This window comes from Staphylococcus sp. HMSC034G07 (assembly GCF_001835975.1).
Taxonomy (GTDB): Bacteria; Bacillota; Bacilli; order Staphylococcales; family Staphylococcaceae; genus Staphylococcus; species Staphylococcus ureilyticus.
Genome location: NZ_KV826590.1, coordinates 1 through 25,280, shown reverse-complemented (window position 1 = coordinate 25,280; position 25,280 = coordinate 1). Strand labels below are relative to the sequence as shown.

Below are 25,280 nucleotides of genomic sequence, written 5' to 3'. Positions count from 1 at the left end.
ATAACCCTAGCAACCCGGAGAATCCTAGCAACCCGGAGAATCCTAGTAACCCGGATAACCCTAGCAACCCGGATAACCCTATTAACCCGAATAATCCGGAAAATACTCACAACCCAGACAACTCAGATAATCCGGACAATCCTAGCAATCTGGATAACCTAAACAATTCGGATAACCCAGGTAACCTAGATTATTTAAATAATACAGATAGATCTGAATCAATGAATAACTCAAACATTTCCAATAATACAAAAGGCTTAGCCACTTTCAACAACAGTGATTTAATAGGTAATCCGGAAAAATTCCATAATTCGAACTACAATTCTATTTCAAATATGGTTTATAACTCAAATAATCACGTAACATCTAAATTTATGTATCCCACTTTAGAAACAGATGTGACTAAAAAAAGTACCGATTATTCTGATAAAAATCAACTACCAAATACTGGACAATTACAAGATAAAGCAAATCCATTATTAGGCGCAGTCGCAGCAATTTTTGGTGTTATATTCATCCTATTCAGACGTAAAAGCATACGAAAAGAACGCTAACTTTAATCCATAAAACAAAATCTAATCTAACATGCTAACCTTCAGAAAATTATAAGTGAAAAATTTCTATTATAGTAAAAACGAATTAAAAAGCAACGTACAATGTCTTATTGTACGTTGCTTTTTATAAATAGTAATTCAATTAACAAAAAAGTTATACTTTAAAAATGTTTGACTAAAAGTATTTATAATCATAGCGTCCATAAAATAAATGGTATGGGATGATTAATAATAACATCAATATGCCCAATGCAATATATAAACCTGCATAATTTAAAAATGGCACGATTAATCCTAAGAAATAAGGACCAAATCCAAGCCCTAAATCAAAGAAAATAAAGAATGTTGAGGTTGCTAAACCTATATTTTGAGGCTCTGCAACTTTAACAGCAATCGTTTGATGTGCTGAAAATAAATTACCATAACCTAAGCCAATAAATACCGCAGCAATTAATAAAAGATATCCTGATGCTGAAAAACCAAGTAAAACCATACCGATAAAATATAAAATAATGCATGGGTATACAATGATATTTGCACTTTTATAGTCCATTGCTTTCCCTGTAATTGGTCTAGTTATCAGAACAACGATTGAATACACAATGAAAAATACACTTGCATAGCTTACAATATCTCGTTGCTCTGCAAAGAAACTTAGAAAAGAAATCAAACTACTATAACCTAAAGCAAACAGTAAAATTAAAATACCAATAGGTAGTGTTTTTAAATCAATAAAATTTGAAATATGCCATTTATTTAATTTAGTTGATTCTGGCCCTGAATTTTTTTGATTTGGGATAGATGTCATACTTGCAATTAAAAGGGAAATAACAGCTAAAATAAAACATAAAATGAAGATTACAGAATAGGAGAAATTTTGATTTAAAATTAATCCTAAAAAGGGACCGATGGCTGTGGCAATTGATAAACTCATACTAAAGTAACCAATGCCCTCACTTTTACGTGAATTGGGTGTGATTTGTGCAACGATTGTTCCTACAGCGTTTGCTGCAATACCCACCGCAAAACCATTTACAAATCTACTAAATAGTAATAATCCGATATTTAAACTTACAAAATACAATAACGTAGTCAGCACAAATGCGATTAAACCGATAATTAATATTTTTTTCGAGCCTACTTTATTGATGATATTACCTGTTAATAATCTACCACCCACAGTTCCTATAATATAAATACCTGAAACTAAACCAGCAATTGATGCTGAAGCATTAAATTTTTCTGCAGCAAATGATGCCATGGTAACTATCAATAAATAAAAAATTGACGCACAACATCATAGTATAGTCCTTCGACCATATTCGTTCTTTTGTTTTCATTATTTATTTGACTCCTTACTTTTAACTACTCAACTTTGTTATTGTTTTCACATGAAGCATTAAAAAATAAAGACTATTGAATTTAGTCTTTATTTTGAAATACAATATTAATTTTCATTATCCATAGAATTGTGCAATACATTTAGTACAAGTCCACTTACTGGTACAAAAGTTTTACGTTTAGTCGATTCTGAAATCACAGAAGTTAAATCTTTATAAATTGCATCTAAAGTACCGTTATTTTTGTATTCTTTTATTTCACCCCAGTTGTTAGCCGCCCAACTGTTGCCTGTACTAACTTCTACTATTTTAAGAATATCGGACTCTTCTAAACCATAACTATCACCAAATTTAACCGCTTCAGAAATACCCACCATATTAATACCTAATAAAAGGTTGTTCGCAAGTTTAGCAGCCTGACCTGCACCAATTTCTTCTCCTAAATCAAAAATATGTTTACCCATAGCTTCAAAATATGGATGTAATGTTTTTCTAAGTTCATTTTTACCTGAAGCAAATATGGCTAAACTACCATTGTCTGCTCCTGATAAACTATCACTTACTGGAGCATCGATAATATTGAACCCTGCTTCTAATACATCTTTTTCAAGTTCAGACATAATCGTTGGATTTAAAGTACTCATAACTACGACAGTAACACCTTTTTTATCTGCAGAAGTTACGCCATCTTCACCAAATATTACACTTTCTGTCTGTTCTCTATTTCTTACCATAGTTATAATTGCATCATCTACTTGATCTACTACTTCTTTGATTGAATCACAACCAACAATACCTTCGTTTTCTAGTTCTTTTATTTTGTCTTTATTTAAATCATAAGCTAATACTTGATAACCAGCTTTTTGTAAGTTGATTGCCATTCCAGTCCCCATATTACCTAAACCAACAAAACCTATTCTTTTCATAAAAAATGCCTCCGCTTTATTTATTGATCTTTAGTATACTTCTATTGTAATATGACCACCGATATGCGTAAAATATATAAAAGGAATTATATATATGAATAAAATTCATAACTTTGTGTGAAGGAGTGATGTTTTTGGATATAAGACAACTCAAATATTTTATAGCTGTCATTGATCATCAAGGGTTTTCTCGAGCTGCAGAATCACTATATTTATCTCAGTCAACGTTAAGTAAAGTGGTGAAAAATTTAGAAGATGAGTTAAACACCACGCTAATTGATCGTTCTAATCAAAAAATAGAGCTTACAGAATCAGGAAAAGTTGTATATCAACAAGGTTTACAAGTGTTATTATCTTTAGAAAATATATCTAATGAACTATTTGATATTGAAAATTTAAAAAAGGGTCATATCAATATTGGTATACCACCGATTACAGGTACGTTATATTTCCCTAAAATAATCAAATCTTTTAATAGTTTGTATCCTAATATCGAAATCAACATTACAGAAGCTGGTGCACATAAAATTAAAAATGAATTACTTGATGGTTCAATCGATATAGCAGTATCTATGAAATTAGATAATGACGAAAATTTAGAAATACTGCCTTTAGTTAGCGATCCTCTAGTACTTTATGTAAACGACCAACATCCATTTGCGCAAAAAGAATCAATTGAAATATCTGAGCTTAGAAATGAAAAAATAATTTCACTTGATTCTGATTTTGAACTACGCAAAATGTTCATATATGAATGTTACAAAAACGATTTTAAACCAAACATTATTTTTGAAAGCGCACAATGGGATTTTATGCTGTCTATGGTTAATGAAGATTTAGGTGTAGCAATCATGCCCTATTCTCTTTTGAAATTATTGAATTTAAAGCATATTCAAACTATACCTATCATAAATGATGCATTAACTATGGATGTGAATTTCTTAATTAAAAAACAAAAGCCCATATCACCACCATTGCAAGCATTTATAGAATTTAGCCAATCACAACTTAGCGACATGAAATAAAGTAATAGTCATTATTCATATTATGAACTTAACGAATAGACCGTACGTCCTTATAATAAAGATATAAATAATTATTGGAGGTCGTATCAATTGGAACAAAATCGTAATGAAATTGGTCAAAAAATTATGGATGATTTAACAGCAACAGATAACGCTAATATACCAACGCATGCAAATATTGAAGAAGAATTAGGAGACGTAGCCCCAGGTTTAGGGAAATATGTTACTGAATTTGCGTTTGGAGATATTTATTCTCGAGAAGGATTAGATTATAGACAACGTGCAATTAGTACAATATCCGCACTTGTTACGCTAGGTACAGAACCTCAACTGGAATTGCATATTAATGTAGCACTAACAGTTGGTTTAACACCTCAAGAAATTTCAGAAACTATTATGCATTTATTACCATATGTAGGTTTTCCAAAAGTGTTAAACGCCTTGAAAATTGTTAAACGTGTATATAAAGAACGCGGCGTTTCATATAGTTCAAAATAAAATTTTAATTTAATGATTACTCCAAAAAGTAAACCTCCCTGTTATAAGGTGGTTTACTTTTTATTTTATTAATCGTGAAGCAACGTATTAACTTGACCAACGCCTATACTTTTTCTTAACAAAAAAGGCTACTAAAACCAGTACTTCCGGTTATTTAGTAGCCTTTTAAATATTATTTTATAACTTCAACAAAATCTTTATTTGCTGTTAAGTAATTTCCTTCTTGTGTAACTAATCGTGGTGTTGATTTATTCGTATAAGCAATATTAGCGACACTAATCGTGTCTCCAACTTTAAGTGTTTCCAATGGCTCACTTTTGAATATTCTAGAATGATATAATTTACAAACTTTTTTAATTTTAACCTCATTAGGAACATCTGTAATATATTTATGATGGTTGTCCATGTGAATCTGTGCCACAAAATCTTTATTTGCTGTGATCACACTATCATCTTCAAGAATTAATCTAGGTGTACCATTTGATGTGAACTGAACATCTTTAGGCACTACTTTCATACCTGGATTTAAACTCATGAGCTTCGTTTCAAATTCAATATCACGATATACATTTGTTTTTTTAAGCGTCATCAATGGTTCTGATGCCGTTAGGAAATATTTTCCTTGGTATTTTTCCCTCAACTTATTGACGAACTCTAACTTGAAGCTTTGTCGTTTCATTTTATAAATGTCATTATTACTCGGGTAAGAAGCGTAAACTAAGGCGATATCATTCGTTTCACCAAATTCGACACCGAGGTTAACATCTATCTCTTTCGATTGCTTAAATTGTTCCTGGGGTATATAAATGCTTTTATCTTTATACACATAATCAACATGATACACGTTCATTGCGTTATTAATTTCAATTAATTTCACACCATTGATTTGGACGTTTTCTGGTTTCAATACTTTAATCACTTCATATAATTCACCATTTAGCATTTGTGTACCTTCATACACTGGATAACAACGCACTGGTGTTGGTTCTAAAATAGCACAATCACTGTCAATTTCCATGTAAATTGCATCTTTTTTCATATAATAACGCCAATAACCATAAACAAGTGCTTCTGTAAAATTTAAAAAAGCTTCCTTATCTTCTTGATGATAAAGTGTATACATAGCTATAAATTTTTTGTTACTAATAAATTCCTTCATATCATAACCATATTCATTTAGCATATGTTCTACATCATCAAAAATAGCATAGAACGTTTGTTTATTATCAGACTTTAAAAACGTCTTTGTATGCAACAACCTTCTAAAGAAGTCTACTTCCACCATTCTAGATAACATCATCTTTTTCAGAGATTCGGATATATTCATTTTACAAATACGTTTGGTTATATCCACATTCAAATAAGCTTTATCTACCACTGAGGTCTCTTTCACAAGTGATTGATTTTCATCGTATCTGTTCACATGATAAACAGGTATCGTAGACATCGTAATGTTTTGAATCTTAGAAATAAGATCGATGAAAAATAATTTATCTTCACCAAATTTCATATGTTCAAATTGAATCTGATTATTAATTACAATATCACGTTTAAATACTTTACCCGGTGGCCCTACTGCTCTAAAAATCTTTTCAATATCTTGTGGCACCAAATTTGATGCATCTTTATAGGATGTGAATTTAGCATGATACGTAATACTTTTATTCGTATGTTTGTAGCTTTGTCCTAAGCCTAACTCTGCATCATCACTATTAACTTTTTCCATAAATCTTGGAAACCCTTCAGTATCTAACCAATCATCGGCATCCAATAAGGCAATATATTTCCCTTTTGCAGCTTTAATACCTATATTTCTTGGTTCTGACGGACTACCTGTATTCGTTGATAACTGAATTAATCGGATAAAATCATACTGGTTAGCATAACTATCAATCATTGCTACTGAGTTATCTGTAGAACAATCATCAACAAAGATTGCCTCCAATTTTGATTGTTCCATATTTAAATTGATTAAAGATTCAATACATTTTTTTAAGAATGGTTCTTTATTATAGACAGATATAATAACCGAGACTAATTTATCCATTCAATTCTCCCCTTTTTAATCTACTAGGTTATTTTTATAACTTTGATAAAACGTATCATACTTAACGTTCCCAATGCCTCCTACTATATATTTGCCTAGTTTAAACTGGTTAAATACATAAGCAATGCATATTGAGAACGTAATCGTTAATGTAAATGTAAATACGATATTGAATATAGGATGTTCATGTAATGTCCCTAACCTATGTACAATAAAGTAATGAATTAAATATATTGAAAAAGAATAATTACTGATTAAAATGAAAAATTTTGGTACATATTTAACATAAGACGATATTAGAAAGAATATTAAGATTATCATAGTAACATAGATTGGTGTATCAATACGCTTAGAGTCCACTAGCGTTAACCAGCCCGACAAGTAATTGATCAGCGTTATGACCGTCACTATAACAGTTCCTAACACAATGTATTTCGCATACTTTTGTATGTTGGCCATCAACGTTTCATAATAATAACCCATATAAAAACCTAGTAAGAAATAACTAAGCCAACCTATGAATATCATCCAGCCCTCTCGTTGCCATAACCAATTTAAATACCAAGCCTCTGGTGCATCAACAAAAGTTCTCATAGCCCAAAATAGCATCGTGATAACTAATGAATATACGATTAATTTTAATGGATTAAGTTTTACTAAGTGCTTCGCAAATAATACATGTAAAGCATAAAATTGAAAAATAATAACAATAAAATATGTCAGCGTGCCTCCATGAAACATCATAAATTGTACAGAATCTAAATATTCCATTAAATTATTAGGCTGCCCGTAGACATACGCTAAACCTAAGTTAATGATGATATATGGAATCCCTAATGTCAGCAACTTCTGTTTTACAAATCCTTCTTTAACCTGTGTCTTATATTGTTTCGCTAATAAAAACTCAGAAATAAAAACAAACATTGGTGTCGCGTATAATAACAGTAATTGAAAAACTCTTAATAAATAGCCATCATTCGGCATTTCAAATTTATAAAATGTTGTAGTAATTGTATGAATCATCACAATACTTAGACAAGCAATTGCTCTCATCCAAAAAATAATAGATGTATATACCTTCATCATTGTGCTCCTCTTTAGATTAATCTATGTATGTTCAAATTTTCGCAAATGTGAATTTATCATTTTGCATGAAATAACGTGAATTATATTACAATGTTTTTTTGAATTCAAACATTTCTTTGTTTTTGAAATCTATACTTAGAGATTTGTTTATTAACGCTACATGCTATGTCCTTATACAATTTTATATATATATGCGCAATTACAATTTTTGTTTTTCTACAGAAAATCGGAAGATTTAGACTTCCCTTAGACTACCCGAATATGAATCTCACTAAAATATATAAAAAACCCCAACACGTATATACATACGCATTGAGGTCATTAGCTTATTAAAAGAAATCTACTTATTAAAATTAAAAACTTGAAACGTGCTACTTTAGCAATAAATTCAATATATTATCCTTGATTTTCTGGATAGACTTGCTTGATTGCACCATTAAGTGCTTCAGCAAAATCATACATCGTGGTAGTCCAATTTTCTATTTTTTTACGTGATGCTGTGCTAGTGTCTTCATCTTTGAAAAACGCTTTTCTTAAAGCGGTCGTTAGTTCTAATTGAACACCTGTGCTTTCCTCTACTTTATTAATAAAATTAGCATTACTCAGCCCACCAAGGTATTCTGGCGGTATCTTCACTACAAATCCTTTAAGTTCAAGTTGACTTTGAATGGCGTCTCTAAGCGGTGATTGATAACCACCTAAGTATACGAGTTGTTCTTCACCTTGAGCACCATGTATTGAAATGGTAGCTGTTCGATCTTGAATCATCTCATGCAAAGTTGCATCATCATAATTTGTAGATGTTACATGTAATTGTGTGTTGTTGGATGGACGTATCGCTTCAAATGAAAAATAATCAAAATCACCATTATTCGCCACTAGTTTTGTTAATTCTGAAGTCCCTTGTTCAAGGTTCCCACCATGTGGTGCCACTATCAACACTGATTTCCCGACATTTCGTGTATCTTTCTTCCAGTCGATACCTTCTGTCGTATCTTTGTATAATTCTGTCATAGACTTATAATAATCTTGTTTACGCGTTGCACTAGCTGTCTTTGTTTCCGTTTCTGGAGTTGCTTTTATTGTTTCTTGTGACTGTAATGTCTTATCTTGAATGTTCGTATTTTCGAGTTTAGGAAATACTGTGTTTTGGGATGCTTCATTTGTCTTGACTGGTGCGTTTGCTATTGTACTAGGTTGTACTGGTGCAGATGGTGTAGGTACTGTCGATGGTGTGTTTGATTTTGTAGTCTGCGGCGTTGTTGTACTTGAAGCCTGAGTCTTTGTCGGTGTGCTCTGTGTCTTTACTGGAGTTGTTTGCGTTTTTGTCGATGATATTGTCGTGCTTTTTATCGGTGTACTCGGTTTCTTCGCTGTTGTCGCCGGTACTTTTGTTGTTATGCTTGGTTTCTTCGCCGTTGTCGTCGGTACTTTTGTTGTTGTGCTTGGTTTCTTCGCCGTTGTCGTCGATACTTTTGTTGTTGTGCTTGGTTTCTTCGCTGTTGTCGTCGATACTTTTGTTATTGTACTCGGTTTCTTCGCTGTTGTCGCCGGTACTTTTGTTGTTATGCTTGGTTTCTTCGCCGTTGTCGTCGGTACTTTTGTTGTTGTGCTTGGTTTCTTCACCGTTGTCGTCGGTACTTTGGACGTAACAGGTGCTTTAACCGTTGTTGTTGAAATAGCTTTACTAACAGTTTTTTTTACAGGTACTGACTGCTTCGTCACTGGTGCTTTTTGCGCTATAGGTTTTACTGTTGCTTGTGTTTTTTTAGTTGTTACATTTGTAGCAGCTTTTGTTGTCGTTGCTTTTACCACTGCAGGCTTTACTGTTTTCACCGTTGTAGTTGGTTTAGTTGTCAAAGTCGTTGTTTTTGTTACTGTTTGTGATTTTACTGTTGAAGTACTCGCATGTGCATTTTCACTTACTAAAGCAATCGTGCTAATCCCAATAGCAGTCGTTACAAGCCCTAGCACTAACTTCTTGCTAGAAAAAGTACGTATATTCGTATTCATTTTCATTTTTTCCCCTTAATGTTTTCTATAATTTTAATAATACACAATGTTTTTTAAAATGCAATAATTAAATTATTGTTTAACTTAAGATTAATAGCTTATGACATTAGTAAAAAAATACTACAATAAAGAAAAAAATAGTTATCACAAGTATATTTTGCCAAACAAATGTCTATTTCATTATATTATTCCTATTCTCAAAAATATATTGCCATACACAAAAGAAAAAGTATATAATATTAAAGAAATAATCTTATTTACTTTTTACACAAAAACAGAGGGGACAGATTAAGTGAATAAACCGTCGTGGGCAATAAAATATATTTCTGCAATCATCGCCATATCTATGATAATTTGTTTGGTGATAATATTTCATGTTGATACAATGGAGGCTGCTGAAAACACTACTGATATCAACTATCCAACTAACCATAAAGTAACTAAAAAATATCCGATAACAACAAAAGCAACAAAAAAGATCAATACTACAAATGACGGGAAAAATACTAAAATAGTTAGTACTAGCAATTTAAAATCACAACAAAATGAAGTTCAATTTCCCAAGCAAAACACTAAATTGAAATACAATAATAAAGACATAGAATTTAAAAATCCAGTTATAAAAGGGGCTCCAAAAGATACTCCGAAAGTAATTTTGGGTAAAAATGTGCAACCTCCATCAAAAACTATAAAAGTACAATCGCACTCACCAATAACCCAAAAGAAAAAACTAGCAAAACAACCAATAATTCAAAATAAAAATAAAGCTATTATGCCCACTAACAAAAATCAAAAAACAAATGCATCTATTAAACAAAAACAAAGTGGGTCATCAAAAACCAAAGTTCGAGTAGCTCAACATACTTCTTCTAAGCGTACATCAAAATCTATAAAACCACAGTTACTATCAAGTTCAACTAAAACAACAAAAAAACAAACGAATACGACTAAAATAAATAAAAATATAAAACCACAAACCTTATCTTCAACAACAAAAAAACAACAAACAAAACCATTAGCTAAGCAAGCAAAAGCATCTAAAAGTGTAAAGGTTATTCCAAAAACAAGTAAGCAAACTTCAAAAAACAGCAACTACTATAATCAAGCACCTAAAACTTGGTCATCAAAGATACCAGGCAGCGATAATGTGCGGGATTTTGGTCAAACGACTGAAGCATCCGGCATCAATGATGCATTAAAAATCATGAAAAATTCCGGCAATAAAGGAGTTACTTTAGAACATACGACTGCAAAAGCAGCCAATATTGCAACCGTATTTAATTGGAATCCTATTAAAAAAGCTCTGACATATGGCACTGGAACTGCAATTGGTAAACATACAATATTAACAGCTAATCACGTCGTCAATAATCCAGAAGCACATAAACCAATGTCACCATCTTCATTACAAAATCTTAGAGTGAATCTGCTACAAGAAGGTTCAACCTACACACGTTCGCTCAATGTGATTGGTGTAAAAATGATGCAATTTGGTGATGTCGCATTATTATATACAAAAGAAGATATTTCAAAGTATATGAAAATACGTAAAATTGCTCCAGAAAAATCGATTACTAATATCAAGGCTAATACGCCTATTCATATGTACCATTATGGATTACCAACTGGCAAATTCAAGAATGATCCTATGGGTACGATGTATCATTCTAAGGGGAAATATTCCCTTATGGCTCGCAACATCAATCCAATGGGCTATTATCAAATGATGGCTGAACCTGGTTCTTCAGGAGGTGCCATTTTAAATAGTAAAAATGAAGTTTTAGGTATACACGCTTTTAGAATTGATTCAGGTGATTATAAAAAATATCACTTAAATACGATGGCAGAATTAAGAAGTAAATTACGCAAAGAAGTTATTCAAAATATTATCTAAGCTATTTAATAAGCATCTTCGATTGTTATCGAGGATGTTTTTTATTGTTGCAATAATTCGAAACCCTTAAAGTGTCTTTTTTATATTAAAATGCATACCTTCAATCATTTTTAACGGCTCACAACAGGATTATATTATAGAAAAGCAACTACGAATTAGATCTATTTTCTAAACAAGTATGCATATACATTCAAAATCTAAACTGATTCCAAAAATAAAAGTCCCACTTCTCAATTGATTGAGTTAGTGGGACTTATGCATGAATTACAGTTCTAGGTAATGATTTTATACTTTTCTCAATTCTAATTACCCAAGCAAGAGGAGATAACAAAATCTTTTAAATAAAATTAGATTTCTGTCCTACTCCCTTATTTGAAGTGAAATTCATCGCTCATTATATTTTTAAGTTTCTGTTTTAGACCAAAACTGTTTTTCACTATCATCATTCAAACTGATAAACATCATTATGACGTTTAACTTGTTAGCAACTTTACTCCATTACATCGCTTTCTTCAGCTTTTTCAGTTACTTTTCTCATCAGTGGATCTGTAATTGGTTTGAATATTACACCAATTAATAAGAATCCTATACCAAATAATGAAAGTATTACTAATTTTTGAGTTAGAATTTCAGGAACAGGTCCACCAACCGCTTCTCTTAATGCATCGATTGCATAAGAGAATGGTAAGTAAGGATGAATCGTTTGGAAAAACTCTGGTGTAACTTGGATAGGAAATGTTCCCCCACCACCTGCAATTTGTAGCACAAGAAAGATGATGGCAATGGCTTTCCCTGGATTTCCTAACAGTGATACCAAAGTATAAACAATGGTAACAAATACGACTGATGCGAATACTGCGATACCAATAAACCAACCAATTGATTCCACTTGTGCTTTCAGTATTACGATATCACCAATAGATACAATAAGCGCTTGAACGATACCTAATAAGTAGAATAATCCACTTTTACCTAAATATATTTCTCTTGTTGATAGGTATGGTGCTAATGATTTGTGTTTATTATCTGTCGTTAATAAACTCACCATCAATAACGCACCTACCCAAATGGCTAAGGCTGTATAGAATGGCGTGCTTGCTGAACCATAGTCTTTCACAGGAAATACATCCTTTTGATCAATATCTATTGGATTCGCAATCACATTCGCTTGTTTTTTCAAATCGTTCTTCAATAAATCTACCATTTTGTCTACCGCATCATCTTTTTCAATCTCATCAAATAGTTTGTTCGCTTTAGCAAGATCTTTTTCAACATTTGGTAATTGGTTACGTGCGAAATTCGCTAAATTATGCAATCCTTCTTTGGCACGTGGTTGATTGGTATCCAAAATATCAACTAAACGATCGTAACGATTGAATAAGGTCGGTATCGTGCTATTTACTGTTGCTGTCGTATCAGACAATTGTTGCTCTAACCCTGGTAAATCATTTTCAATAAAGGATGCTGCGTTCGCAACGCCTTGTTTAAATTGTGGATAATAATTTTGTGCAGTAGCCATTGCATCCATATATCTTTGCTCAATGGTTGGCAATGCACTTTGAATCGCTTCGATTCTATCTTTGCCTGTTGTCAAAATACTTTGTCCAGAGTTTATAACCTGTTCTATCGTATTTAATTTCGATTGAAGCGTTGAAAGTCTAGCATCGCCTTCATTTAATACAGACATTACTTCGTTTGATATGTCGAACAAATTCTGATTTAGTTCTGTTTTAATATAATTTCTTAAATCATCCAAGCTACGATTTACGCGAGGTAGGTCTTTAAGTAATGCTACTGCTTCTGCCTTACCAGAACTTCCGTTTGACAGTGCATCACTAAGTTGATTCTGCTGCTTAATTAAGTCATTTATTTTATTATTTGTCGATTCTAATTCTTTGATTTCATTCGATAAATCGACATTTTCTCTCTCTTCTAGTTCTGTTAATATATCGATAAATTGCTGATTAAATTTACTAGTCATTTCCAGTCTAGATTTAATATGATCCAGTGTTTTTTGAAAATCTTTAGGTTTGTCTGTAGATAAAATACCATATGTGACATTTTCCAACGCTTTGATATCTTCCTGACTACTTTCGGCTTGTTTGTCAGCATAATTAGAAAGTGATAACAATGACTCTGATAATGAAGATTGCATAGCATTAACATCTTTACTACTTACTGTAGAATCATGTTGTTCATTGTCATCATCATCGCTTTGATTATTACTTATTTGCGATGTTTGAATATTTGAATATCGACCTGAATGCTTAACACTTTGCTGCTCAGTTTGTATATTATCTTCTAGGCGTTGATTAACATTTTGATTTGCATCTTGTGCGCGATCAACGACTTCTTGGTAACTTTCTACGCGTTGTTGAATCGCAGGCAAGTAACCTTGTGCATCGTTCAATCCTTGTAAGCCAGCGTCTACCCCAGTGCTTGCAATATCAACACCTCGATTGATTTTAGGAAAGGCTTCTGGCACATCGTTAGAAGCAACATTAAGTGCATTTTCAATATTTGGCATGTAGTCATTTAATGCCAGTATTAGTTTAACACGCTCGTTCAATGCAGGTATTGCAGCATTAACTTGATTTAACTTATCTGCTGCATCGATAACTTCACCTTTATAGTCACCTAATCCTCTAAATCGATCCGCATAATTGTCAATTTGATCTTGGTTTTCATCTAAATAAATAAGTGTATCTGCAAAATCGTTAATTTTTGGCATAGCTTTATTCGCTTCGGATACAGCATCTTCAATTTTATTGATGGTTGGAATCTCTTCTTCAAGTTTTACACCTAGACGATTCGCTTCATCTAAAAGTGCTTGTGTCACTGTTTCATTAAACTGTTCATTCGCTTTTTGAACGATAGCACTTGTTCCAGCATCAGTCATTTTAGGCGCAATCGCATTAAGTTTTTGGTTCACTTTATATTCAACGTTTGCTTGTTGTGGGTCTTTTCGCAACGTACCAGTAATTTGGTGTGTAAATTTATCTGGTATATAAATGGCTGCATAATATTCTCCCATTTTCAAATCATGATCTGCTTTTTTTCTACTTACAAACTGCCAATCAAAGTTATCATCTTTTTTAAGATTATCGGTAATTTGATCACCAACATTAATTTTTTTACCTTTGACTTTATCCCCATTATCTTCATTCACAACTGCAATTTTAATATTTTTAGTATTACCATATGGATCCCATGTCGCATCCAAGTTAAACCAAGCATAAAACGAAGGAAGCAAGGCTAAACCACCTAAAATCACTAATACACTAGGCGCTTTAGCAATCTTTTTTAAATCCATAAAAAATAATTTTATTACGTTTTTCATTTATACACCTCAAAAACTAGATCTGTGATTTCTTCTTATATAAAATTCAAATTACTATTTGTTTATTGCATATAAATTGATATACTGAATTCATTAATAACGTTTAACCTTTTCATAGTTGATAGACATCAACTAAAAGCAAGACTATTAACAGTTTACCAAGATAAACAATACTTTGTATATAGTAAATAATATATTTTAGGAAAGAGGTATTTTCATGAGGCAACAAAAATTATTAGTTTGCTTACTTTCAACTTCTTTACTTATGCCATCATTTCCTATCAATGATGCCAAAGCCGAAACCTCAAAAGAAGATACAATGACTACTCAGTCAACTGAGACACAGAAAGACAAAGACAAAGAAAAATCTGATTCATCGCTATCATCATCCCAAAATCATAAAACTAATAACGAGAAATCTGATGATGTAAAAGAGAAATCTAGCGATAATAATCATAGTAGTGAACGGGAAGATCAACAAAATCGCAAAAATGATGGCCATGCTAAAACAAGTGAGCAGAACAACAGCCAAGAAAACGATAATTCTAAGACTTCTGACAAAACGTCGACAAATGTAACTAAAAATACATGGGATACATCAACAGACGATGATCGTTCAAACATATTTGATATGTTTAAACCAACACCTTTGAAACAAAACCAAGACAATAACAGTTTATCTAAATTACTGGATCAATTACTTTCTAATAATGAAGCAACACAACCCCCTTCCACATTAAAACAAAACGATGATTCAAACGAAGACAATAACAAACAAAATAATTCATTAACAGACCACACTGATTCAGAAGATTCAAATGCGACAGCTTTCATTGATGATAATGAGATAAATGATGATTCAAATGAAGATAGTGAAGAATCTGTACAAGAACAAAGTCGTACAGATCATGACAACGATGCTAATGACACAGCGCGTGAATCAGAAAACAGTCAATATGAGTCAAATCAATATACAGATGAGCAGGATGCACAACAAGATGATACCGAATCCAATTCAGATTCACACCAAAATCAATCTCGTGAAAACACAACGCAGGATGGGCATAGTCAGAATAAACAAGATGATGAAACAACGACAAGTAATAATGATACAGGTAAGCAGGATAATGACGCAGACACTCGTGACAATGACAGCACAACAGACAATCAATCTGGTTCATCGTCGGAAGATAGAGTATTAGAATCAATTTTAGACGAGTATAGTGAAGACGCTAAAAATAACCAAAAACAATATGAATCTCAAAAAGCACATTCATCAAATAAGGATTCTGAAAATAAGAAAAGTGACTCAGATGAACAACCATCAAGTAACCATGCTAATCCGCAGTTACCTTCTCAATCACAATTAGCCAAAAAAGAAAAACCGGCCCAATCCTTTGAAAATGATACCAAGCAGTCTAACATACGCGCTACTGCTATTTTCCAACAATTACCAAACTTGTCGGACGATAATAACACTACAAATCAACTGACAATAACTGAAAATAAAAACACACGTGACTTCATTAAAACAATCGCACAAGATGCACATGACATAGGCCAAGATGAAGATATTTACGCATCCGTGATGATTGCACAAGCCATATTAGAATCAGATTCTGGCATGAGTGCACTTGCCCAAGCACCTCATTATAACTTATTCGGTATCAAGGGAACTTACCAAGGAAAATCCACTACTTTCAATACTCTTGAAGACAATGGAAACAACATGTTCCAAATCTCAGCCGATTTCCGTAGTTATCCGAGTGAAAAAGAATCATTAGAGGATTATGCTAAATTAATCAAACAAGGTATTGATGGCAATCCAAATATTTATAAACCAACGTGGAAGCGCGAAGCACATAACTATCGGTCAGCAACTGCACATCTGGCTACCACATATGCAACTGATTCTCAATACGCTGACAAACTTAACAGCATTATTGAGCACTACGACTTAACACAATTTGACCGTAAACAAATGCCAGATTTAGACGATTATAAATTGAAGAACGATGACGATAATAGCGATTTCAAGCCATTTTCAGAAACCACAAATCACTCGCCTTACCCACATGGCCAGTGTACGTGGTATGCCTATCACCGTATGTCGCAATTCGATCAATATGTCGGTGGAGATCTAGGTGACGCCAGAAATTGGAACAATCGCGCAGAAAGAAAAGGTTATACGGTTTCTTCAACACCTAAGACACATACTGCCGTTGTATTTGAGGCAGGTCAGCATGGTGCAGATTCATTATACGGTCATGTAGCTTTTGTAGAAAAAGTGAACGATGATGGTTCTATCGTTATTTCAGAATCAAATGTTAAGGGACTTGGCATCGTTTCTCACAGAACCATTGATGCAGATGTCGCTACTGATTTAAGTTATATTACAGGTAAACAAAACTAACTTTATATAGACACATGATAGAATTCAATCAATATTTTAAAATTCTCATTTTCTGCAAAATAAAAGTGCACCATTTCAAAAGTCTCACTTATGTGACTAACTTTGAATGGTGCATTTTTTATATGATAACAAGTAGCCTTAGCACCTGTTTAAATTGATAAACTATAATTTTTTCGACTGTTTACGTTTAGCAAACCATATCAGTCCGCCACCAACGATTAACAACACGATACCTACTGGAATCGTTGATTTTTTCATTACTGTACCAGCATCAGGTAACGAGAAATTACCTTCATCATCGAACAAACCACTCAAGAAGCCGTCTGATTCACCTATAGATAAAGCACGTCCAGGTGATGGGTTCGGTATGTCTCGCACACCATCTAATAAACCATCACCACTGAATAAGCCACTCAACAGACTTGGTTTTTGAAGTCGTTGTGTCTCTGCATCCAATAATGTCGATATTTTGTCACCTTTATTTAATGATCTTTTATCCAATGTATCAGCAATGCTTGGTGTATTTTTCAAAGGTTCAAAGATACCATGGATATCATCTCTAAAGTTACTTATATCTTTATCAACTTTTAATAAGTCATTCAACTGTTGATCAAGACCTGATTTCATTAAATCAACAATATTATGCTTAGCATCTTCTTTTTTAGCAATAACATCAGCAAGTGCTTGTGCTTTCGCATCATTTAATTTGCTAGCCAACATCGTTTCCAAGGCTTGGCGTTTATCTTCAGATTGATCCAATAGCGTTTCTAAAATATCATCACTGGTTACATTGTCCCCAAAATTTTGTTTTAGTAACGCTACAATTTGTTCGTTATCAGGATTTTTTCGCATAATTTTTTCAGCAATACGAGATGCATCCACATCGTTCAAATGCGTTGACAATATCGTTTTAACCAACGCTTGCTTATCGCCTGTCTTATCAAACATCGCTTGTAAAATATCGTCACTTGAAGTTGTAGACAAACCGTCTAATTGACTGATTACCTGATTGGCAATTTGTTGATCTGTTTTACCATCTGTGTCTATACGTTCTAAGATAGATTGAGCATGTCTGTCATCAAAAGTACGATTAATGATATCTTTAACTGCTCGGTCTTTATTGTCTACAGATTTCAATTGATCCAGCACAATATCATGTTGTTCATTTAAATTTTGTTCAACTTGCTTAATTTCTTTTGCCATTTTACTTTTATTCTCTTTAGATATTGAATCACGCTCTGAAAGCATTGATGTTAATGTTTGTAACTTTGCTTCTTTAGTTGCTACATAGTCATCTAAGTTGTCATTGTTTTTAGCTTGTTTTGTCGTTACTTTATCAATTTCTTTTTCAAATTTTTCTAATGGTTGGGGAACATCATGATCTGAACGAGACGTTTTTTCAGGTGTGTTTTTTTCTGCCTGATTTTTTTCACCTTTACTGTTAGTGCTTTTCGCAACCTTATTTTGTTGTTCTTGATTGTCTCCAGTATCTCTTAACGCTTCATTATCGTTTTTTAGTTTACCCCCATCAACTTCATTTGATAATACATCAATTTTATCAAGCAATTGATCTAAGTTCTGTTGTGAATTTTCACTAGTTATGCGATCATGAGCGTTTTGCGTTTGATTATTTTCTTGCTCAGGTAAGTTACTTGAGTCTGTTTTCTCACTAGGAACAGTTTTTTCTTGATGATCAGTTACATGTTTTTGATTATCTGAAATATCTTTTTTGTCTTCATACGATTCATGATTATCTTCAGTAATATTGCTATCTTCTATTTGGGTGTTAGCAGATACACTTTGTTGTTCACTGAGGCGATTGTCATCATTCTCAGCTTTTTCCAACATTACTTTGGCCTCTTCAATGCTTTTAGCCTTCTCCATTTTTTGAATCGCATCACGCTTTTCACTACGCTTTATATTTTTCAATTTCTTTATTTTTTCTTTAGCTTGTTGAATTTGCTTTTCTAACGCTTGTTCGCTAGTCAAATGTGTATCAGCTTTCACATCAGCACTTTCTTTCGCCATTACAGATGATGTTGGATTTATACCATATCCTATTAAAGTCGTAGTCATAATCAGTGCGATACCAGACAATTTAAATTGATGATTCAAACTTTTTTTATGATTTAAATGATGAGTTTTTATCTGTTTCATTAAATTCACCTTTTCCTAGTTATTCACACCCATTATATCGGTTATATCACTTTATTCAAATAGCAAAGATTTCAACACATTATTTATTTGTATTATTAATTAAATAATACAAACTGAATTCTAAATCTTTCTTCAAATGTTCTTCTAGTAATTGAATCGCTTGTTTATCATTATGATTAACCATAGCTTCTACAATGGCTTTATGCTCTTCAATCAGACCAGGTCTTCTCTTATCAATGACTGTTTTACTAAATAAATAAATGTAACTTTTCAATTTTTGATAAGTATCTATAATGAACTGATTGTTTGTTGCTTTCATAATTTTTTGATGAAATAAGTCATTCGTTTCTATTATCGTTTCTTCATTTTCTTGATCAATATCGATGTCAGTATATCCTTTCAATTCTGTTAAATCTTCTTGTGTAAAAACAACACATGCTTTACTTAGTGCATGTGTTTCTAACAAAATTCTCATTTCAAATATATCTCTATATTCTTCACTTGTTGGAACAAATATATAACCATCTTTAATAAAATATTCAATTTCTAATTGCTTAATTGCTTCTCTAATTGGAGTTCTACTTACATTATATTTTTTCGCTAATTTAGCTTCTGTTAATTTTTCATTTTGCTTTAATTCCCCTAAAATAATGTCATTTCTAATTTTTTGATATACCGTCAAACCATTGTGTATCAATTAACTCAACTCCTTGATTACATACTACTATAAATTTTCAAAGTTTAAAATGTATACATTTTCAAATTATTGGTATACAATTACTGGTAACCGCTTACATTGGAGGAATTAATATGAAAATAGGATTTATTGGATTAGGTATTATGGGAAAACCTATGGTCAAAAACTTACTTAAAGAGAATAATACAGTACTAGTTAATGATGTGAATAAAGAAGCAGAAACTGAACTAGTAAATGAAGGGGCTAAAGTAGTTTCTATAGATGAACTAGCGAAAAATGCAGACTATTTATTTTTATCATTACCAAATGGCGCGATTGTAAAATCTGTTTTATATAGTGGAGAAGACTCAATTCTCGATAAAGATGAAATTAATATTAAATATATAATTGATACGAGTTCCCTTACACCAAATGAATCACTTGAAATTAGTAAAGTACTAGAAGAGAAATCTATTAAGTACATCGATGCACCAGTGAGTGGTGGAGAACCATTAGCAATTACTGGTGAACTATCAGTAATGATTGGTTGTGATGCTACTATCTTTCCAGAGGTTAAAAAAATACTAAAACCAGTATCTTCATCAGTAATAAGAGTTGGCGATGTTGGATCTGGTAGCGTTGTTAAATTAGCAAATCAAATAATCGTTAATACAAATATTGCAGCCCTGTCAGAAGGCGTACTATTAGCAAAAAAATTTGATATTGATTTGAATGAAATGTTCGAGGCAATAAGACACGGATTAGCAGGATCAGCTGCTATGGAAGCAAAATTCCCTAAAATGATTGAAAAAGATTATAAAGCTGGCGGAACACTCAATATTAATTTGAAAGATTTAAAAAATGTTACATCTACGATAGATACAATTGGATTAACACTACCTATCGTAAACCAAGTCAAAGAAATTTTTAAATCTGAAGTTAACCAAGGCAATGGATTAAACGACCAAGCTGGTATTATAAAATACTTTGAAAAAATTAATAATATGTAGGTGATGAATATATGTTAAATGCAGAAATAATAAACAAACGCATAAACGACACATTTAATAAAAATTTAGAAAGTCTAGATTATAAAATCGTAGTTTTAGACGATGATCCAACTGGAACACAAACTGTAAAAGACCTACCCGTGTATACGGATTGGACTGAATCTCTCTTAACCGATGCCTTTGAACAATCTAACAATATGTTTTATATTTTAACGAATTCACGTGCATTGAACACACAAGAAACTACACAATTACATCAAGAATTAAGTCAAAACATTGAAAATGTATCACTGAAATTAAAAAAACCTTATTTGATTATTAGTCGAGGAGACTCCACATTACGTGGTCACTTTTACTTAGAACCAAAAATTTTAAATGAAACAACATCAAAACCTTTTAATGCTGTCTTCTATTTACCTGAATTTTTTGAAGGCGATCGCTACACATATAAAGGAATTCATTACTTAAAAGATGAGGACCAATATATCCCTGTATCAGAAAGTGAGTTTTCAAATGATACTACTTTTGGTTTTGAGTCAACATCAATGGCAGATTTTATAGAAGAAAAGAGCCGAGGTGAAATTAAATCTGAGAACGTTTTTCATATTACTTTAAATCAAATTAGAAATAGAGAAAAAGAACAAATATTTGTTACTTTTGATACTTTAAGTAACTTTGATGCTGTTGTAGTTGATGCATTGAACGATGAAGATATGGATTATTTTACAGCATGCCTGGTTGAATATCTTAAATATCACAATAAAAAATTCATTTTCAGAACCGCAGCATCATTTGTGAAATCCATATGCGAAACACCTGGTGAAATCATCAATTTACAAAATTACAAGAAAAGTAATAACGGTGGTGTCATTATTGTTGGATCTCATGTTAAAAAATCGTCATCTCAACTCAATCATTTATTGGAAAATACCAAAATAAATGCAATTGAATTTGACGTAAAAACAGTGACTCAATCTAATTTACAAGATTATATCGATAAATTAACAACAGAAGTTGAAAATATTATTGCTAAAGGCAAAGATATCGTTATATATACTTCACGTGATGTGATAAAAACGGAGGATTTAACAAATAATTTAAGTATATCAACAAATATATCAAACAGTTTAGTTAGTATCATTAAACAATTATCTATACGACCAAGCTTTATTATTGCTAAGGGTGGAATTACGTCTAGTGATGTAGCAACCAAAGGCCTAAACATTAAAAAAGCAAAGGTCATCGGACAAATAACTAAAGGTGTACCAGTATGGTTAACGAATAAAGAAGCAAAATATGACCAAATACCTTACGTTATTTTTCCAGGTAATGTGGGAGAAGTTGATACATTAACCAAAGTCTATAAATTAAATAGCTAGTTTTTTGAAGGGGGTTAAAATCATGGGAGAAATTTGGCCATTAATTGCTGTTGTCATCGGGGTTATTATTTTACTTATTTTAATTATGTTATTTAAATTAAATACATTTATTGCACTCATTATTACTTCAATGTTAACTGGCATTATGTTAGGCATGCCATTACATAAAATTGTAGAAACTATTGAAAAAGGTATGGGAGATACGTTAGGTCATATCGCAATTATCTTTGGACTAGGTTCCATATTAGGAAAGTTACTTTCAGATGGTGGAGGTGCTACAAAAATTGCTGAAAAACTAATTGAAAAATTTGGTGAAAAATACGTGACATGGGCAATGTTGATTGCTTCATTTATCATCGGTATTTCTTTGTTTTTAGAAGTAGCATTTGTATTACTCGTACCTCTTGTATTTACGTTAGCCAAAAAATTAAATGTTTCAAATTTAAAAGTAGGTCTACCAATGGCGACTTCTATTGCTATCACACACGGTTTCTTACCACCGCATCCAGGTCCTGTTGCCATTGCGCAAGCTGTACATGCAAATATTGGTCATGTTTTGATGTACGGTATTATTATTGGTATTCCATTGGCAATTATTGTCGGTGGTTTGTTTCCAAAAATTGCGTATAAATTAGCACCTACCGCATTTTCTAAAACAGGTAAACGAGACGATATCGAAGGAACAAAATCATTACTACTAGAACAACAACCAAGCTTTGGCATTAGTTTACTAACTGCTTTAAGTCCAGTTATTTTGATGCTACTTTCTACAATTGTTCAGTTGGTAACTGGTCACGAAGATGGTAAAGCTTCTGGATTTGAAGGCTTCATATACTTTATTGGTTCATCTACTACTGCGATGTTAATCGCCGTAGTATTTGCTATTTATACCATGGGAATCAGAAGAAAACAAAAAATGAATGATATTATGGACACCGTTACAAAAGCCATTACCCCTATTGCAATGCTACTACTCATTATTGGTGGCGGAGGTACATTCAAACAAATCTTAATAGATGGTGGCGTTGGAGATACTATTTCTCATATGCTACACGGAACTGAAACGTCCCCTATTTTCTTAGCTTGGTTAGCAGCTGCTATTTTACGTGTAGCATTAGGTTCAACAACTGTTGCAGCAATCTCCTCAGTTGGTATTGTCCTACCATTGTTACAATCTGTTGATATAAACATTTCACTTGTTGTTTTAGCAATTGGTGCAGGTAGTATCTTTTGTTCTCACGTAAACGATGCAGGCTTTTGGATGTTCAAAGAATACTTTGGATTAACAATTAAAGAGACTTTTTTAACATGGACTTTATTAGAATCTGTACTATCTGTGATTGGACTGGGATTGATTTTAATTGTAAATATAGTAATTTAAAAAGGACGTGTCATTGTGAAATATGATGAATTACTGAACAATGCTAAAAACAAAGAATTCGCTATACCTCAGGTTAATCTTAATGAAATTGATTGGATTGATCCTATAATTAAAGCAGCTAGTAATATGGAATCACCTATCATCATTGCTACATCAGATAATATCGTTGATTTATTAGGCGGTTATAAATTCATTTGCCAGACGATTAGAAACAAAATTCACTCAATGCAAGTAAACATTCCCATAAAAATTCATCTAGATCATAGTACATCTATTGAAAATTGTAAAAAAGCAGTTGATGCTGGGTATGATTCAGTGATGTTTGATGGCTCTAAGTTAGATATCGTTGATAATGTTAAAAAAACATTTGAAGTTGCCACATATGCCCATAAAAAGGGCGTTGCAGTTGAAGGAGAAGTTGGTGGAGTTGGTGGTAAAGAAGACGGAATCGAAGATACTATTAAATATGCAAGTATAGACGATTGTATTACACTTTCCAAAAAAGCTAATATAGATATACTTGCACCTGCTTTAGGCTCTGCACACGGTGAATACAAAGGACAACCCAATTTAAACTTTAAATTAATGGAACAAATCAATAATACACTTCACCAAGCACTGGCACTACACGGTGCAACAGGTATTTCAGATACTGATTTAAAACATGCTATCCGACTAGGTCACGCAAAAATAAATTTTAACACTGAAGTTAAAAAAGCATGGACAGAAGCATTAAGAACTGTTTTAAATAATAATCCTTCATTGTATGAACCGCAAAATATAATTCAACCTTGTAAACAAGCCATCGAAGACACTGTAAGTAATTTAATTAAAAAATGTAACAGTGAAAATAAAATTTAAGTCAAAAACCGAATAATATAGTTCTTAAATCAACAAGGGGGTAAGTTAAGATATTTAACTTATCCCTTATTTCTTTATAATAGCACTACGTACTATTAATTTAATTGTCCAAAAGATTTTTAAGTAAAAGGTTTGTATTTGAGATTTCTCATTCTCATTTTTCAAAAAAACTTATTTTAATAAAAATATATCTTGCTATATTTTCCTCCAAATACTATCACTATAATATGACATTAGAAATTGATAAAAATTGATATACCTAATTTAACTATACAAAGCAAAAAAGGATTAAACAACCCATAATTGCTTAATCCTCAAAGATTATATTAGTGCGATTTAACAAAGTGTTCGTAACACTTTAATCCAAAGACTTTAGCTTTTCTTTCTTCTAAACACAGTAAGTAGTATACCGCCAATTAACGCTAGTACACTCGCAAAAAATCCAGTATTATTCGTTTCTCCTGTTTTTGGCAATTGTTTCTTTTTAATTGTATTAGATGTTGCCGAAACATTTAATGTATTTAGTGTATCTAATGTGTCTGGCGTATTCGGTGTATCCGGTGTACTTCGTGCATTTGGTGCATTTGGTTCATTTGGTGTGCTTGGTGTATTCGGTGTATCCGGCGTACTTGGCGTACTTGGCGTACTTGGCGTATTCGGTGTGCTTGGTGTACCCGGTG

General features: G+C 32.3%; 18 protein-coding genes. 9 read left to right on the top strand and 9 right to left on the bottom strand.

Annotated features, from left to right (window positions below):
* Positions 1-554 (top strand): LPXTG cell wall anchor domain-containing protein (locus tag HMPREF2586_RS12925; protein ID WP_141756807.1); only part of this gene is annotated, 554 nt, incomplete at its 5' end.
* A gap of 175 nt (positions 555-729) precedes the next feature.
* Here HMPREF2586_RS12925 and HMPREF2586_RS01190 read toward each other — a convergent pair.
* Together HMPREF2586_RS01190 and HMPREF2586_RS01185 are read right to left on the bottom strand one after the other, a co-directional pair.
* On the bottom strand, positions 730-1,815 hold the full coding sequence (locus tag HMPREF2586_RS01190; RefSeq protein ID WP_256324323.1) for an MFS transporter: 1,086 nt from the start codon (positions 1,813-1,815) through the stop codon (positions 730-732).
* Positions 1,816-2,001: 186 nt separating this feature from the next.
* Complete coding sequence (locus HMPREF2586_RS01185; RefSeq protein ID WP_070657035.1) at positions 2,002-2,820, bottom strand: NAD(P)-dependent oxidoreductase; 819 nt, start codon at positions 2,818-2,820, stop codon at positions 2,002-2,004.
* 134 nt (positions 2,821-2,954) lie between these two features.
* Between HMPREF2586_RS01185 and HMPREF2586_RS01180 the strand changes: the two genes are divergently transcribed.
* Both HMPREF2586_RS01180 and HMPREF2586_RS01175 read left to right on the top strand, forming a co-directional pair.
* A complete protein-coding gene (locus HMPREF2586_RS01180) occupies positions 2,955-3,845 on the top strand; it encodes a LysR family transcriptional regulator (protein WP_070657038.1) in 891 nt (296 codons plus the stop codon).
* Positions 3,846-3,935: 90 nt separating this feature from the next.
* Positions 3,936-4,343 (top strand): carboxymuconolactone decarboxylase family protein, encoded by a 408-nt coding sequence (locus tag HMPREF2586_RS01175; RefSeq protein ID WP_064210020.1) that lies wholly within the window; start codon positions 3,936-3,938, stop codon positions 4,341-4,343.
* Positions 4,344-4,515: 172 nt separating this feature from the next.
* On the opposite strand, the gene HMPREF2586_RS01170 is transcribed toward HMPREF2586_RS01175, so the two are convergent.
* The 3 genes from HMPREF2586_RS01170 to HMPREF2586_RS01160 form a co-directional block, all read right to left on the bottom strand.
* A complete protein-coding gene (locus HMPREF2586_RS01170; protein WP_070657040.1) occupies positions 4,516-6,390 on the bottom strand; it encodes a glycosyltransferase family 2 protein in 1,875 nt (624 codons plus the stop codon).
* Between the two features lie 15 nt (positions 6,391-6,405).
* Entirely contained in the window at positions 6,406-7,473 is a 1,068-nt protein-coding gene (locus HMPREF2586_RS01165) for an acyltransferase family protein (protein ID WP_070657042.1), read from the bottom strand.
* 399 nt (positions 7,474-7,872) lie between these two features.
* A complete protein-coding gene (locus tag HMPREF2586_RS01160) occupies positions 7,873-9,489 on the bottom strand; it encodes a poly-gamma-glutamate hydrolase family protein (RefSeq protein WP_256324322.1) in 1,617 nt (538 codons plus the stop codon).
* Positions 9,490-9,781: 292 nt separating this feature from the next.
* On the opposite strand from HMPREF2586_RS01160, the gene HMPREF2586_RS01155 reads away from it, so the two are divergent.
* Positions 9,782-11,383: a trypsin-like peptidase domain-containing protein gene (locus tag HMPREF2586_RS01155; protein ID WP_070812594.1), complete on the top strand. Its 1,602-nt coding sequence runs from the start codon at positions 9,782-9,784 to the stop codon at positions 11,381-11,383.
* A gap of 490 nt (positions 11,384-11,873) precedes the next feature.
* Here the strand turns inward: HMPREF2586_RS01155 and HMPREF2586_RS01150 are convergent, their stop codons facing one another.
* A complete protein-coding gene (locus HMPREF2586_RS01150) occupies positions 11,874-14,723 on the bottom strand; it encodes a YhgE/Pip domain-containing protein (protein WP_070657047.1) in 2,850 nt (949 codons plus the stop codon).
* A gap of 217 nt (positions 14,724-14,940) precedes the next feature.
* On the opposite strand from HMPREF2586_RS01150, the gene HMPREF2586_RS01145 reads away from it, so the two are divergent.
* Positions 14,941-17,136 carry an amidase domain-containing protein gene (locus HMPREF2586_RS01145; protein WP_070657049.1) on the top strand — a complete coding sequence of 732 codons (2,196 nt, stop codon included), beginning with the start codon at positions 14,941-14,943 and terminating at the stop codon, positions 17,134-17,136.
* A gap of 162 nt (positions 17,137-17,298) precedes the next feature.
* On the opposite strand, the gene HMPREF2586_RS01140 is transcribed toward HMPREF2586_RS01145, so the two are convergent.
* Positions 17,299-19,293 (bottom strand): hypothetical protein, encoded by a 1,995-nt coding sequence (locus tag HMPREF2586_RS01140; RefSeq protein WP_070657051.1) that lies wholly within the window; start codon positions 19,291-19,293, stop codon positions 17,299-17,301.
* Between the two features lie 79 nt (positions 19,294-19,372).
* Positions 19,373-19,990, bottom strand: coding sequence for a GntR family transcriptional regulator (locus HMPREF2586_RS01135; protein WP_070038738.1), 618 nt, complete (start codon positions 19,988-19,990; stop codon positions 19,373-19,375).
* Positions 19,991-20,103: 113 nt separating this feature from the next.
* Between HMPREF2586_RS01135 and HMPREF2586_RS01130 the strand changes: the two genes are divergently transcribed.
* The 4 genes from HMPREF2586_RS01130 to HMPREF2586_RS01115 are packed head-to-tail and all read left to right on the top strand — an operon-like array spanning position 20,104 to position 24,600.
* Positions 20,104-20,979 (top strand): NAD(P)-binding domain-containing protein, encoded by an 876-nt coding sequence (locus tag HMPREF2586_RS01130; RefSeq protein ID WP_070657053.1) that lies wholly within the window; start codon positions 20,104-20,106, stop codon positions 20,977-20,979.
* Positions 20,980-20,990: 11 nt separating this feature from the next.
* A complete protein-coding gene (locus HMPREF2586_RS01125; RefSeq protein WP_070657055.1) occupies positions 20,991-22,358 on the top strand; it encodes a four-carbon acid sugar kinase family protein in 1,368 nt (455 codons plus the stop codon).
* A 19-nt stretch (positions 22,359-22,377) separates the two neighbouring features.
* Entirely contained in the window at positions 22,378-23,739 is a 1,362-nt protein-coding gene (locus tag HMPREF2586_RS01120; RefSeq protein WP_285337917.1) for a gluconate:H+ symporter, read from the top strand.
* A gap of 15 nt (positions 23,740-23,754) precedes the next feature.
* Positions 23,755-24,600, top strand: coding sequence for a ketose-bisphosphate aldolase (locus tag HMPREF2586_RS01115; protein WP_157948051.1), 846 nt, complete (start codon positions 23,755-23,757; stop codon positions 24,598-24,600).
* Positions 24,601-24,972: 372 nt separating this feature from the next.
* On the opposite strand, the gene HMPREF2586_RS01110 is transcribed toward HMPREF2586_RS01115, so the two are convergent.
* A partial coding sequence (locus tag HMPREF2586_RS01110; RefSeq protein WP_141756806.1) for an LPXTG cell wall anchor domain-containing protein occupies positions 24,973-25,280 on the bottom strand: 308 nt, incomplete at its 5' end.